A 14,033-nucleotide genomic window follows, 5' to 3' on the forward strand; every position below is an offset into this window, starting at 1 on the left:
GCTTCGGCGTTCACGCCGCGGGTCAGCCCTGCGGCTTGACGGGGGCGTCGATCCCCGCCTCCCGGCGCTGCTGAGCGGTGATCGGGGTGGGCGCCCCGGTGAGCGGGTCCAGACCGGAGGCCGCCTTGGGGAAGGCGATGACCTCGCGGATGGTCTCGGCCCCGATCAGGAGGGTGACCAGGCGGTCCAGGCCCAGGGCGATGCCGCCGTGCGGGGGAGGGCCGTAGTTGAAGGCCTCCAGCAGGAAGCCGAACTGGGACTTGGCCTCCTCCTCGGGCAGCCCGATCGCGGCGAACGCCCGCTCCTGGACGTCCTTGCGGTGGATGCGGATCGAGCCGCCGCCCAGCTCGGTGCCGTTGAGCACCAGGTCGTAGGCGTTGGACAGGGCCGAACCCGGGTCCTTGTCGAAGGTGTCCAGGGACTCCTCGGTGGGGGCGGTGAACGGGTGGTGCACCGCGTGCCAGCCGGTCTGCTCGCCCTTGTCGTCCTCGATCGGCTCGAACATCGGGAAGTCCACCACCCACAGGAACCGCCACGCGCCCTCGTCGATCAGGCCGCAGCGGCGGCCGATCTCCAGCCGGGCCGCGCCCAGCAGATCCAGGGCCTTGTGGCGGCGGTCGGCGGCGAAGAAGATCGCGTCGCCCGGGACGGCGCCGGCGGTGGCGGCCAGGCCCTCCAGATGCTCGGCGGAGAGGTTCTTGGCGACCGGGCCGCGCAGCGAGCCGTCCGGCTCGACCAGGACGTAGGCCAGGCCCCTGGCCCCGCGCGCCCTGGCCCACTCCTGCCAGGCGTCGAGCTCCTTGCGGGTCTGGGAGGCGCCGCCGGGCATGACGACCGCGCCCACGTGCTCGGCCTGGAAGACCCGGAACTCGGTACCGCTGAAGTACCCGGTGAGGTCGACCAGCTCCTGGCCGAAGCGCAGGTCGGGCTTGTCGGAACCGTACTTGGCCATGGCCTCGGCGTAGGTCATCCGGGGCAGGGGCAGCGGGACCTCGTAGCCCGCCAGCTCCTTCCAGACGCGGGCGACCAGCGCCTCGCCGATCCTCAGGACGTCCTCCTGGTCGACGAAGGACATCTCGACGTCGACCTGGGTGAACTCCGGCTGCCGGTCGGCGCGGAAGTCCTCGTCCCGGTAGCAGCGGGCGATCTGGTAGTACTTCTCCAGCCCGGCGACCATGAGCAGCTGCTTGAACAGCTGCGGGGACTGCGGCAGCGCGTACCAGTGGCCGGGCTTGAGCCGCACCGGCACCAGGAAGTCCCGCGCGCCCTCGGGCGTGGAGCGGGTGAGGGTCGGGGTCTCCACGTCGACGAAGCCCTGCTCGCGCAGCACCTCGCGGATCAGGAAGGTGGCCTCCGAGCGGGTCCGCAGCGCGTTGGCCGCGCTCTCCCGGCGGATGTCGAGGTAGCGGTGCCGCAGCCGCACCTCCTCGTTGACGTTGACGTCGCCCTCGATCGGGAAAGGCAGTGGCGCGGACTCCGACAGCACCTCGATCTCGTCGGCCACGACCTCGACGGCGCCCGTCGGCAGCTCGGGGTTCTCGTTGCTCTCGGGCCGCACCCGGACCGAGCCGGTGATCTTGACGCAGAACTCCGAGCGCAGGTCGTGGGCGGTGTCCTCCTCGCGGAAGACGACCTGGACGGTGCCGGACGCGTCGCGCAGGTCGATGAAGATGACCCCGCCGTGGTCACGGCGGCGGGCCACCCAGCCGGCCAGCACGACCTGGGTCCCGGCGTGCTCCGCCCGGAGCGAGCCGGCCTCGTGCGTGCGAATCATTGAAGCTTCCCCTTGAGAACGTCGACGATGTCGGTGAGCGGGACGGCGATCTGCTCGCCGGCGGCCAGGTCCTTGAGCTGTGCGGACCCGGCGGCGAGATCTCGCTCCCCGAGGATCAGGGCGTAGGCGGCGCCGGAGCGGTCCGCCCCCTTCATGCCCGCCTTCATGCTGCGCCCGCCGAAGCCCTGGTCGGCGGCGATGCCGGCCCGGCGCAGCTCGGTGACCAGCTTGAAGATCTCCCGGGCGGCCTGGTCGCCCAGCGCCACCCCGTAGACCTGGACGGTGGTGCCGGCGACCGCCGGGACCTGCTCGGCCTCCATCGCCAGGACCGTGCGGTCCAGGCCGAGGCCGAACCCGATGCCGGGCAGCGGAGGGCCGCCGATGGTCTCCGACAGCCCGTCGTAGCGACCGCCGCCGCCGATGCCCGACTGGGCGCCGAGCAGGGCGTGGTCGAACTCGAACAGGGTCCGGGTGTAGTAGTCCAGGCCGCGCACCAGGCGCGGATCGTCGGTCCACGGGATCGACAGGTCGGACAACAGCTCCCGGACCCGGTCGTAGTGGGCCTTGCAGGCCGCGCACAGGTGGTCGGGGATCAGCGGGGCGTCGCCGAGCTGGGCGATCACCTCGGGGCGCTTGTCGTCCAGGACGCGCAGCGGGTTGAGCTCGACCCGCCTGCGGGTGTCGGAATCGAGGTCCAGCTTGCGCAGGAAGGCCTGCAGGGCGGCCCGGTAGGCCGGACGGCACTCGGCGTCGCCCAGGGTGTTCAGGTGCAGGGTGACCTGCCGCAGGCCCAGCTCCCGGTAGTAGTCCCAGGCCAGGGCGATGGTCTCGGCGTCGATCGCCGGATCCTCCGAGCCCAGGGCCTCCAGGTCCACCTGGTAGAACTGCCGGTACCGGCCGGACTGGGGCTGCTCGTAGCGGAAGACCGGCCCGACGGCCCAGATCTTCACCGGCAGCGCGCCCCGGTGCAGGTTGTGCTCCAGCACCGAGCGCAGCGCCCCGGCGGTGATCTCGGGCCGGAGCGTGATCGAGCGGTCGCCCCGGTCGGTGAAGGTGTACATCTCCTTGTTCACCACGTCGGTGGACTCGCCGACGCCGCGGGCGAACAGCTGGGTGTCCTCGAACACCGGCAGCTCGAGATAGGAGTAGCCGGCCCGGCTCGCCGCGGCCGCGAAGGCGTCGCGGGCGGCCAGGAACGCCGCGGAGCGCGGCGGAACGTACTCACTGACCCCCTTGGGGGCCTGGAAAGTGCTCATCAGAGATCAGAAGCCTCGTTTGGGGCCTTCGGCGGGTGCGAGATCCGACAGGTACGGATTGCTCACGCGCTCGCGGCCTATGGTCGTCTGGGGTCCGTGCCCGGGCAGCACCACGGTCTCGTCCGGCAGCGGCAGGCAGACCGCGGCCAGGCTGCGCAGGATGGCCTGGTGGTCGCCGCCCGGAAGATCGGTGCGGCCGATGGACCCGGCGAACAGCAGGTCTCCGGAGAACATCACCTGGAGATCCTCGTGCGGGGTGCGGAACGTCACCGATCCGGGCGTGTGGCCCGGAGCGTGGTCGACGGTGAACTCCAGGCCGGCCAGTTCCAGCACCGAGCCGTCGGAGAGTTCGCGCACGTCGTCCGGCTCGCTCAGGGTGAGCCCGCCGAACAACTGGGCGGAGGTCACCCCGAAGCCCTTGGACGGGTCCGAGAGCAGGTCGCGGTCGTCGGGATGGATGAACGCGGGGACGTCGCGCGCCCCGCAGACCGGCGCCACCGACCACACGTGGTCGAGATGGCCGTGCGTGAGGATCACCGCGACCGGCTTGAGCCGGTGCTCGCGCAGGATCTCCTCGACGCCGTCGGTCGCGTCCTGCCCGGGATCGATGATCACGCACTCCTCGCCCGCGGCCGGAGCCACCACGTAGCAGTTGGTGGCGAAGGAGCCTGCGGGAAACCCGGCGACGAGCACGTTCTGCCTCTCTGTATGCGCCCCTTATGCTGGGGCCGCTTGGATGCACGGAAGGTGATCCCGAGCCTACCGGGGGGCTCGGCTCCTCCGCGAACGAGTTCGCCGTGTCCCGCATGGGGGAGGCGCAGGGGATCCGGGACCGATACGATGCCCAGCACTGATCATCATTCAGCGTACGGCACGGGAGATCAGAGGAGGCTGCCGCAGTGGCCGGCAAGGACCGCAAGAAGGAACTGGCGCGTCGGCGCTACGAGCGTCAAGAGGCCCGTCGGGCCGCCGAGGCTGCCGCGGACAAGCGGCGCGGTGTGATCGGCGCGGCCGTCGCCACGGCCGTGGTGGTCCTGGGCGTCGCGGGCGCGGCCTACGCCTTCACCAAGGGCGGTGACGACGACCTCGCGGACGACCCGACGGTCGCCGCCGAGACGGCCAAGCCCGGCGAGTGCCTCTACACCGAGCCCGCGAGCGGCGAGAAGGCGGCCAAGGACGTCGGCCTGCCCCCGGTGAAGCCCGCCCACGACGGCGACGTGAAGGCCGAGTTCAAGACCTCGGCCGGCGACCTCACCTTCAAGCTGGACGGGAAGAACGCCCCCTGCACCGTGAACTCCTTCGTCCACCTGGCGCAGGAGAAGTACTTCGACGGCACCTCCTGCCACCGCATGACCGACAACGTGCTGCAGTGCGGCGACCCGACGGGGTCGGGTTCGGGCGGGCCGGGGTATGAGTTCGCCAACGAGAACACCGAGGGCGCCAAGTACAAGAAGGGCGTCCTGGCGATGGCGAACGCCGGCGCCGGCACCAACGGCAGCCAGTTCTTCATCGTGTACAAGGACTGGGACGACCTTCCGGCCGACTACAGCGTGTTCGGTACGGTCTCCTCGGGCCTGGACAAGGTCGAGAAGGTCGCCGAGGCGGGCTCCGAGCCCGAGGGCGACGGCGCCCCCAAGAAGAAGGTTGAAATCGAGGGCGTCTCGATCGCGAAGAAGTAGTGACTCGGGACGCTAGTGTTTGATAGGCCCGGAATACATAACTGACAGTTCGGGCCATGACGCAGGAGGCAAGGGTGTCCAGCGCCACAGATCCGTGGGGCCGTGTCGACGAAGAGGGCACGGTCTATGTGAAGACCGCGGACGGCGAGAGGGTCGTGGGTTCCTGGCAGGCGGGCGCCCCTGAGGAGGCCCTTGCCTACTTCAAGCGCAAGTTCGACTCCCTCGCCACCGAGATCGGCCTGCTCGAGCAGCGCATCAAGACCACCGACCTGGCCCCCGCCCAGGCGGCCAGCAGCATCGAGCGGCTCCGGGAGTCGGTCGTGGACGCCAACGCGGTCGGCGACCTCGACGCCCTGCTGCGGCGGCTGGACGCGCTGGGCGAGGTGGCGGGCAAGAAGCGCGAGGAGCTGAAGGTCCAGCGCGACCACGCCCGCTCCGCGGCCCGGGAGGTCAAGGAGCGCATCGTCGCCGAGGCCGAGCGGATCGCCTCCGAGGAGACCCACTGGAAGAACGGCGGCGAGCGGCTGCGGCTGCTCGTCGAGGAGTGGAAGGCGGCCGAGCGCATCGACCGCGCCACCGAGACCGTCCTGTGGAAGCGGCTGTCGTCGGCCCGCAACGCCTTCACCAAGCGTCGCAAGGCCTACTTCTCCTCCCTGGAGGACCAGCGATCCGTCGCGCAGGGGGAGAAGGAGCAGCTGGTCGCCGAGGCCGAGGCGATCTCCGGATCGACCCAGTGGAACGACACCGCGGCGGCCTACCGCGAGCTGATGCGCCGCTGGAAGAACGCCGGCCGGGCCTCCCGGGAGGCCGAAGAGGAGCTGTGGGGCCGGTTCAAGGCCGCCCAGGACACCTTCTTCAACGCCCGCAAGGCCGCCTTCGACGAGCGGGACGCCGAGTTCGCCGGCAACGCCGTGGTCAAGGAGAAACTGCTGGAGGAGGCCGAGCGCCTCGTTCCGGTGAAGAACCTCCGCCAGACCAAGCAGATGCTGCGCTCGGTCCAGGAGCGGTGGGAGGCCGCGGGCATGGTCCCGCGCGCCGACCGCGACCGTCTCGAGGGCCGGCTGCGCAAGGTCGAGGAGGCCATTCGCCAGGCCGAGGAGTCGGAGTGGCGGCGCAGCAACCCCGAGGCCAGGGCGCGGGCCGAGGCCACGGTCGCCCAGCTGCGCTCCTCCATCGAACAGCTGGAGAAGAAGCTGGCCAAGGCCGAGGCGGCGGGCAACGACAAGGGCGTCAAGGACGCCCAGGAGTCGCTGACCGCCCGCCGCGCCTGGCTGGAGGAGGCCGAGCGGACCCTGGCGGAGTTCAGCTAGGGGCCGTCCGCACACCGGGATCGCACGAGATCGGGCGGGAACCCGCGTGACCAGGGGTCACGCGGGTTCCCCCTTTTCGGGGAAGGCGCTCTCGTCCCGGCCCAGGAAGGCCAGGAGCCGGGTGAGCTCGCCCGCGCCGCGCGGAGGGGTCAGCGCCGGGCCGAGGAGGCCCTCCTTGCGCATGGTGGTGCCGATGACCTGGGCGGTGGCCGAGGCCCGGTGCACGAGGTCGGGGTCCAGGCACACCGGCAGACCGGTGGCCCTGGCCAGGTCCCAGGCGTGGACCAGCAGTTCCAGCACGTAGGTGTCGAGCAGGTCGCGCAGGGGCAGCTCGCCGAATCCGCCGAAGGGGATGGGGGTCGCCAGGGCCTCGGGGGTGAGGGCGGCGGCGCAGGCGGCCCTGGCCCGGCGCCAGGAGGCCACCGGGTCTCCTCCGACGAGCCGTCCGGGGGCGTCCGCCGCGTCAGGGGGCTCCTCGCCCCCGATGAGGGCGATGATCTCGAGCTGGCCGCCGATCACGTGGCCGAGCAGGTCCGCGGCGCTCCAGGCCTCGCACGGCGACGGGAGGCCCCAGGCGTCTTCGGGCACGCCGACGACGACGCCCTCGAACAGGTCGAGGGCGCGTTCGTACCCGCTGGGCTCCCGAGTCATGAAGGACAACGTCACTCCCGTTCCGGCCGCTCTGTCAACCACAACGCCGCTTCTGGACTGCGCCGGATAGTGTCACCTTATGGACAGCTTGTTCGACGTGCCCGCGGAGGACGCCCAGAAGGCGAACGAGCCCCTGGCCGTCCGGATGCGCCCGCGGACCCTGGAGGAGGTCGTCGGACAGGAGCACCTCACCGGCCCGGGGACGCCGATCAGGCAGCTCGTGGAGCGGGACGCGCCGATGTCCCTGGTGTTGTGGGGGCCGCCCGGCACGGGCAAGACCACCCTGGCCACGGTGATCAGCCAGGCCTCGCGGCGCCGCTTCGTGGAGATCTCCGCGGTCTCCGACGGGGTGAAGCAGGTACGGGAGGCCATCGCCCAGGCCAAGCGGGAGCTGGGCATGTCCGGGCGGCAGACGCTCCTGTTCGTCGACGAGGTGCACCGGTTCAACAAGGCCCAGCAGGACGCCCTGCTGCCCGCGGTGGAGAACCGCTGGGTCTCGTTCATAGGCGCGACCACCGAGAACCCGTTCTTCTCGGTCAACAGCCCCCTGCTGTCCCGTTCGCTGCTGCTGACCCTCCAGCCCCTCGGCGACGAGCACGTCCGTAAGGTCCTGAAACGCGCGCTGACGGACGAGCGGGGCGTCAAGGCGGTGCTGGCCGGGGACGCCGAGGACAACCTCGTCAGGCTCGCCGGAGGGGACGCGCGCCGCTCCCTGACCTACCTCGAGGCCGCCGCGCTGGTCTCGGCCGACGGCGAGATCACCGTGGACGTCCTGGAGAAGGCGGTGGACAGCGCCGCCGTGCGCTACGACCGCGACGGCGACCAGCACTACGACGTGATCAGCGCCTTCATCAAGAGCATCAGGGGCAGCGACGTGGATGCGGCCCTGCACTACCTGGCCCGGATGATCGTCGCGGGGGAGGACGCCAGGTTCATCGCCCGGCGGCTGATCGTGCACGCCAGCGAGGACATCGGCATGGCGGACCCGACGGCGCTTCAGACGGCCGTGGCCGCCGCCCGCGCCGTCGAGTACGTCGGCCTGCCCGAGGCCCGGATCAATCTGGCCCAGGCGGTGGTCCACCTGTCGCTGGCGCCCAAGTCCAACGCCGTGATCACCGCCATCGACGAGGCCATGGCGGACGTGCGCAGGGGTGTCGTCGGTCACGTTCCCGGTCATCTGCGGGACGCCCACTACCGGGGCGCGGAGAAGCTGGGCCACGGCGAGGGCTACCTGTACGCGCATGATCATCCCGGCGGGGTGGTCGCGCAGCAGTACGCCCCCGACGAGCTGGAAGGCAGGCGCTACTACCGTCCCACCAGGCACGGGGCGGAATCCCGCTGGAGCGAGGTGCTGGAGCGCATCAGAACGGTCCTCAAAGGCCGTTAGGCTGGAAAGGGTTCGCTACCCGGCCTTCCGGGTCGCCGTCCGAGCGGATCTCACGCGATAGGGTCCGTGGACACGGGCCCGGCAGGGGCACGGCCCCGTCGCCCGCGCGTGGGCTCCCGAACCCGATTGGAAGACCCGGATGCTTACTGGTGGACAGCTCGCAGGTCTCATCATTGCCGTCTTCTGGGCGATCCTCGTCTCCTTCCTGACGCTGGTGCTGCTGAGGCTGTCCCGGCTGCTGAAGGAGACCACCGAGCTGGTCGCCGAGCTGGGAGAGCAGGCGGCCCCGCTGCTGGAGGAGATGGCCCGCGCGGTGGAGCAGGCGGGCGAGCAGCTCGACCGCACCGACGTGATCACCAAGCAGATGGCCGGGGTGAGCCAGAACGTCTCGGCGGTCACCACCGTGATGACCTCGGTGGTCAGCGGCCCGCTGGTGAAGGCCGCGGCCTTCTCCTACGGGGTGCGCAAGGCCCTCGGCCGCTCCGAGGCCCCCCCTCCGCGGGCGCAGCTGCCCGCCCAGCGCAAGGGAGGCCGCAGGTGAAGCGGATCTTCTGGCTCACCGTCGGCGCGGGCACCGCCCTGTACGCCCAGCGCAAGGCGATGCGCTTCGCCCGCAGCCTGGCCCCGGAGAACCTCGCGGTCCGCGCGGTGGAGAACGCGGTGAAGACCGGGAGCACCACCGGAGACCGGCTGCGCGCCTTCGCCGAGGAGGTGCGGGCGCACATGGCCGAACGCGAGGCCGAGCTGAACGAGGCCATCCACCTCGACCAGGAGCCGCCGGTGGACCCCCGCAGGAGCCGGCCGATCCGGATCCTGCAGGCACGACCCGTCGAAGACCACGAGCTTCGAGCAATCGACAACCACGACGACAGCAAGGACGGAACACATGGAGTCGGCTGAGATCGCCCGCCGATACCTGCGGTACTTCGAGCAGAACGGGCACACCGTGGTGCCCTCGGCGAGCCTGATCGCCGAGGACCCGACGCTGCTGCTGGTGCCCGCCGGCATGGTTCCGTTCAAGCCCTACTTCCTGGCTCAGCGGACCCCGCCCGCCAAGCGCATGACCAGCTGCCAGAAGTGCGTGCGGACCCCGGACATCGAGGAGGTCGGCAAGACCACCCGGCACGCCACCTTCTTCCAGATGCTGGGCAACTTCTCCATCGGCGACTACTTCAAGGAGCAGGCGATCCCCTTCGCCTGGGAGCTGCTCACGCGCTCCCAGTCCGACGGCGGCTTCGGCTTCCCCGAGGAGAAGCTGTGGGTGACCGTCCTGCACGACGACGACGAGTCCGCCGAGATCTGGCACAAGGACGTCGGCGTCCCGATGGACCGCATTCAGCGCCGCGGCCTGGCCGACAACTTCTGGCACATGGGCGTGCCCGGGCCGGGCGGCCCCTGCTCGGAGATCTACTACGACCGAGGCCCCGAGCACGGCCGCGAGGGCGGCCCCGAGGCCGACGAGGACCGCTACCTCGAGGTCTGGAACCTGGTCTTCATGCAGTACCAGCTCGGCAAGGTGCGCAGCAAGGTCGACTTCGACATCGCGGGCGACCTGCCGGCCAAGAACATCGACACCGGCATGGGCCTGGAGCGCATGGCCATCCTGCTGCAGGGCGTCGACAACATCTACGAAGTCGACACCATGTGGAAGGTCCTCGACCGGGCGGCGCAGCTCACGGACTCGCGCTACGGCGCGAACGAGAACGACGACGTCTCGCTGCGCGTCGTGGCCGACCACGTGCGCGCGGGCATGATGCTGGTCGCCGACGGCATCATCCCCTCCAACGAGGGGCGCGGCTACGTGCTGCGCCGCATCCTGCGCCGCGCGGTCCGCAAGCTCCGGCTGCTGGGCGGCCAGGAGCGCGGCATGATGCACGAGCTGACGGCCACCGCGATCGCCGCGATGGGCGACCAGTACCCCGAGCTGGTCCGCACCGCCGCCAACATCCACACCGTGATCGACGCCGAGGAGGAGAGCTTCGCCCGGACGCTGCGCACCGGCGAGTCGATCTTCGACGTGGCCGTGCAGGAGTCCAAGGGCTCCGGCCGCGAGGTCGTCGGCGGCGCCGACGCCTTCAAGCTGCACGACACCTACGGCTTCCCGATCGAGCTCACCCTGGAGATGGCGGCCGAGCAGGGCCTGACCGTCGACGAGGAGGGCTTCCGCCGCCTGATGAAGGAGCAGCGGGAGCGGGCCAAGCGCGACGCACGGGAGAAGAAGACCGGCAACGCCGACGTCTCGGTGCTGGGCGACCTGCTCGAGCGGGCGGGCGGCACGATCGACTTCCTGGGCTACCGGGACTTCACCGCCGAGGCGCGGGTCCTCGGCATCCTGGTCAACGGCGCGAACGTCACCGAGGCCGCCCAGGGCGCCGAGGTGGAGGTCGTGCTCGACCGCACCCCGTTCTACGCCGAGGGCGGCGGCCAGCTCGCCGACCACGGCGTGATCAGGTTCATGGGCGGCGCCGAGGTCGAGGTCACCGACGTGCAGTCGCCGATGACCGGGCTCATCGTGCACCGGGGCAGGGTGCGCTCGGGCCTGGCGAGGTCGGGCGACACCGTGCTGGCCGAGATCGACGTGAGCCGCCGCAAGGCGATCTCCCGTTCGCACACCGCCACCCACATGGTCCACAAGGGCTTCCGGGCGGCGCTGGGCGAGTCGGCCGCGCAGGCGGGCTCGGAGAACTCCCCGGGCCGCTTCCGGTTCGACTTCACCGCCTCCGGCGCGGTCCCGCCGTCGGTGCTGCGCGACGTCGAGGCCGAGGTCAACGAGGTCCTCATCGACGACCTCGAGGTCAGGGCGTTCACCACCAGCCAGACCGAGGCGGTGGCGATGGGCGCGATGGCGCTGTTCGGCGAGAAGTACGGCGACGAGGTGCGGGTCGTCGAGGTCGGCGACTACTCCCGGGAGCTGTGCGGAGGCACCCACGTGGGCACCTCGGGCCAGCTCGGCCTGATCAAGCTGCTGGGCGAGTCCTCCATCGGCGCCGGGGTGCGCCGCATCGAGGCGCTGGTGGGCATGGACGCCTTCCGCTTCCTGGCCCGCGAGAGCGTGCTGGTGGCGCAGCTGTCGGACCAGGTGAAGGCGCGCCGCGAGGAGCTGCCCGAGCGCGTCGCCGGACTGGTGACCCGGCTGCGGGAGGCGGAGAAGGACCTGGAGCGGCTGCGCGCCGAGCAGGTGCTGGCCGCCTCCGCGGGGCTGGCCGAGGGCGCCAGGGACGTGAACGGCATCGCCTTCGTGGGGCACCGCGCGCCCGACGGCACCGGCGCGGACGACCTGCGCAGGCTCGCCGTGGACGTGCGCTCCCGGCTCCAGGGCAGGCCCTCCGTGGTCATGGTCGCAGGCGTGCCGAAGGACCGGCCGGTCGTCGTCATCGCGGTCGACGAGCGGGCCCGAGAGCTGGGCCGCAAGGCCGGCAAGCTGGTGTCGCTGGCCGCGAGGACGCTGGGCGGAGGCGGCGGCGGCAAGGACGATCTCGCCCAGGGTGGTGGGTCGGATGCCGGTAAGATCGCCGAAGCGTTGAACGTGGTGGAACATGCGGTAGGAGCCGAGTGAGACAGGGTGTACGGCTTGCGGTCGATGTGGGCAGCGTCCGGATAGGCGTTGCCCGCAGCGACCCGGCCGGCATCCTGGCCACCCCTCTGGAGACCGTTCGCGCGGGCCGGGGCGACGCCGCCCGGATCCTCGCCCTGGCCGCCGAGTACGAGGCCCTGGAGGTCATCGTCGGCCTGCCGACGAACCTGTCCGGCAGGGAGGGCCAGGCGGCCGCGGCAGCTCGGACATTTGCTAGGAAATTGGCACTTAAGCTCCCCTTTGGTGCGGTACGTCTCTATGATGAGCGTCTCACGACCGTGACCGCGGCCAGCGGTCTGCGGGCCGGTGGTACCAAGGCGAAGAACCAGCGCAACGTCATCGACCAGGCCGCAGCGACGGTCCTGCTGCAGGCGGCGTTGGATTCCGAGCGGCTGACCGGCAACCCGCCGGGCACGTCGGTCAAGGGGAAAGAGTGAATGACACCGACTTCTGGGGGCCGGAGAAGACCCGGGACGACAACCGGGTGGTGCGCGGGGACGGGCGCAAGAAGAAAAAGAAGGGCAAGCGCAAGGGGAGCGGCGCGGCGGTCGTGGCCTCGCTGCTCTTCCTCTTCGTGGTGCTCGGCGGAGGCGGGTACTTCGGCTACACCAAGCTGAAGGACTACATGAAGCCCCCGGACTACACCGGGCAGGGCAGCGGCAGCACCACGATCGAGGTGAAGACCGGCGACTTCACCTCGGCCATCGCGCAGACCCTCGAGACGGCCGGGGTCGTCAAGACCGCCGAGGCCTTCGTCAAGGTGGCCCAGGACGAGCCGAAGGTCCAGTCCATCCAGCCGGGCTTCTACACCATGCGCCTGCGCATGTCGTCCGAGGCGGCCCTGGCGCTCATCCTGAGCCCCGAGGCCCGCGCCGGTCTGGTCAACATCCCCGAGGGGCTGTGGGCGTCGGAGATCTACCAGCGGCTCTCCAAGGCCACGAAGATCCCCGTCTCGGCGTTCAAGAAGGTCAATCCCAAGAGCCTGGGCCTCCCCGCGGCGGCCAAGGGCAAGGTCGAGGGGTACCTGTACCCCGCCCAGTACAGCCTCCCGCCCGAGGCGACGGCCCAGCAGCTGCTGAAGATGATGGTCGACAGGTTCCGCAAGGAGATCAAGGGCGTCGACATCGTCGACGGGGCCGAGGCCAGGGGGATGACCCCCAGCGAGATCATGGTGGTCGCCAGCATCGTCCAGGCCGAGGCGGGCAAGCCCGAGGACCAGGGCAAGATCGCCCGGGTCGTCTACAACCGCATCAAGGCCGACAAGTACCTGCAGTTCGACACCCCGGTCATGTACGCGCACGGCGAGCGCACCATAGACGTGCGGTACAAGCACCTGGAGATCGACTCCCCGTACAATGTCTACAAGCATCTGGGCCTCCCGCCCGGCCCGATCAGCAATCCGGGGCTGAGCGCGATCAAGGCCGCGGTCGATCCGACGCCCGGGAAGTGGATGTTCTTCGTCGCCACCGACCCGGAGAACCACGTCACCGAGTTCGGGGAGACCGAAGAGGATTTCGCCCGACTGAAGAAGAAGTTCGACAAGTGGCTAGAGAAGAATCGCGACTGACCCGCCGCGCGGCCGTGCTCGGCTCGCCGATCCGGCACTCGCTCTCGCCCGTCCTGCACCGGGCCGCCTACGCGGCCCTGGAGCTGGACGGGTGGACCTACGGGGCGCACGAGTGCGCGGAGGACGGGCTGGCGCGGTTCCTCGCCGAGCCGTGGGCGGGCCTGTCCCTGACGATGCCGCTGAAGCGCACGGCGCTGAAGCTGGCGGACGAGTGCAGCGAGCTGGCGGTGAAGGTCGGGGGAGCCAACACCCTCGTCCCGCGTGACGGCCGCTGGGTGGCCGACAACACCGACGTCCACGGCATCGTCGCAGCCCTCGCCGAGGGCGGCGTCACGGAGCTGGACGAGCTCCTGGTGCTCGGCGGCGGCGCCACGGCCGCGTCGATGCTCGCCGCCGCCGCGCGGCTGGGCGCGTCCAGCGCGACGCTGGCCGTCCGCACGCCCGCGCGGGCCGCGGAGACCGCCGAGGTCGGCGAGCGCTTCGGGCTGAAGACGCGGATCGCGACCCTCGAGGAGCTCCCCGACCTGCTCGACACCGACCTGGTGGTCTCGACCCTCCCCGGCGACGGCGCCCTGCCGTTCACCGGTCCGGTGTCGCAGGCCGGCGTCCCGGTCTTCGACGTGGTGTACTCGCCGTGGCCGACCCCGCTGGCCGGGGCCGTCCTGGCCCGCGGGGGCAGGGCCGTCAGCGGCTACGCCATGCTGCTGCACCAGGCGGTCCGCCAGGTGACGCTGATGACCGGCCGCACCGACGTCCCGGTGGAGGCCATGCGCGCCGCCGGGGAGGCGGAGCTGGCCCGCCGCCTGCGGGAGGCGGACCCGGCCTGAGCCCCGCG

13 protein-coding genes are annotated in these 14,033 nt (G+C 70.9%); 9 read left to right on the top strand and 4 right to left on the bottom strand.

The features are described 5' to 3' along the window. Positions 1-22 precede the first annotated feature (22 nt). The 3 genes from aspS to ABD327_RS30820 are packed head-to-tail and all read right to left on the bottom strand — an operon-like array spanning position 23 to position 3,723. Positions 23-1,774 (bottom strand): aspartate--tRNA ligase, encoded by a 1,752-nt coding sequence (gene aspS / locus ABD327_RS30810; RefSeq protein ID WP_344455716.1) that lies wholly within the window; start codon positions 1,772-1,774, stop codon positions 23-25. Next, positions 1,771-3,030: a histidine--tRNA ligase gene (gene hisS, locus ABD327_RS30815; RefSeq protein WP_344455718.1), complete on the bottom strand. Its 1,260-nt coding sequence runs from the start codon at positions 3,028-3,030 to the stop codon at positions 1,771-1,773. Before hisS ends, aspS begins: the two co-directional genes overlap by 4 nt. Before the next feature lie 6 nt (positions 3,031-3,036). After that, positions 3,037-3,723, bottom strand: coding sequence for an MBL fold metallo-hydrolase (locus ABD327_RS30820; RefSeq protein ID WP_344455721.1), 687 nt, complete (start codon positions 3,721-3,723; stop codon positions 3,037-3,039). A 206-nt stretch (positions 3,724-3,929) separates the two neighbouring features. Here ABD327_RS30820 and ABD327_RS30825 point away from each other — a divergent pair, with 206 nt between their 5' ends. Next, on the top strand, positions 3,930-4,709 hold the full coding sequence (locus ABD327_RS30825; protein WP_344455724.1) for a peptidylprolyl isomerase: 780 nt from the start codon (positions 3,930-3,932) through the stop codon (positions 4,707-4,709). A gap of 56 nt (positions 4,710-4,765) precedes the next feature. After that, complete coding sequence (locus ABD327_RS30830) at positions 4,766-6,019, top strand: DUF349 domain-containing protein (RefSeq protein WP_344455727.1); 1,254 nt, start codon at positions 4,766-4,768, stop codon at positions 6,017-6,019. Positions 6,020-6,076: 57 nt separating this feature from the next. On the opposite strand, the gene ABD327_RS30835 is transcribed toward ABD327_RS30830, so the two are convergent. Continuing rightward, positions 6,077-6,670, bottom strand: a complete 594-nt coding sequence (locus ABD327_RS30835; RefSeq protein WP_344455730.1) for a TIGR03086 family metal-binding protein — start codon at positions 6,668-6,670, stop codon at positions 6,077-6,079. 79 nt (positions 6,671-6,749) lie between these two features. Between ABD327_RS30835 and ABD327_RS30840 the strand changes: the two genes are divergently transcribed. From ABD327_RS30840 to ABD327_RS30870, 7 genes are all read left to right on the top strand, one after another. Beyond that, entirely contained in the window at positions 6,750-8,057 is a 1,308-nt protein-coding gene (locus tag ABD327_RS30840) for a replication-associated recombination protein A (protein WP_344455732.1), read from the top strand. 139 nt (positions 8,058-8,196) lie between these two features. After that, positions 8,197-8,598 (top strand): DUF948 domain-containing protein, encoded by a 402-nt coding sequence (locus ABD327_RS30845; protein WP_344455735.1) that lies wholly within the window; start codon positions 8,197-8,199, stop codon positions 8,596-8,598. Further along, the gene (locus tag ABD327_RS30850) at positions 8,595-8,957 is read left to right on the top strand and encodes a hypothetical protein (RefSeq protein WP_344455738.1); all 363 of its coding nucleotides are present in this window, start codon (positions 8,595-8,597) and stop codon (positions 8,955-8,957) included. The genes ABD327_RS30845 and ABD327_RS30850 overlap by 4 nt, the downstream gene beginning before the upstream one ends. Next, entirely contained in the window at positions 8,944-11,613 is a 2,670-nt protein-coding gene (gene alaS / locus ABD327_RS30855) for an alanine--tRNA ligase (protein ID WP_344455741.1), read from the top strand. Before ABD327_RS30850 ends, alaS begins: the two co-directional genes overlap by 14 nt. Beyond that, the gene (gene ruvX / locus ABD327_RS30860; RefSeq protein WP_344455743.1) at positions 11,610-12,068 is read left to right on the top strand and encodes a Holliday junction resolvase RuvX; all 459 of its coding nucleotides are present in this window, start codon (positions 11,610-11,612) and stop codon (positions 12,066-12,068) included. Before alaS ends, ruvX begins: the two co-directional genes overlap by 4 nt. Continuing rightward, positions 12,065-13,198, top strand: coding sequence for an endolytic transglycosylase MltG (mltG, locus tag ABD327_RS30865; protein ID WP_344455745.1), 1,134 nt, complete (start codon positions 12,065-12,067; stop codon positions 13,196-13,198). Before ruvX ends, mltG begins: the two co-directional genes overlap by 4 nt. Beyond that, positions 13,174-14,025 (top strand): shikimate dehydrogenase, encoded by an 852-nt coding sequence (locus ABD327_RS30870; RefSeq protein WP_344455748.1) that lies wholly within the window; start codon positions 13,174-13,176, stop codon positions 14,023-14,025. The genes mltG and ABD327_RS30870 overlap by 25 nt, the downstream gene beginning before the upstream one ends. Positions 14,026-14,033 lie beyond the last annotated feature (8 nt).

Origin of the sequence: Actinocorallia aurantiaca (assembly GCF_039533685.1) — a bacterium.
Classification (GTDB): Bacteria; Actinomycetota; Actinomycetes; order Streptosporangiales; family Streptosporangiaceae; genus Actinocorallia; species Actinocorallia aurantiaca.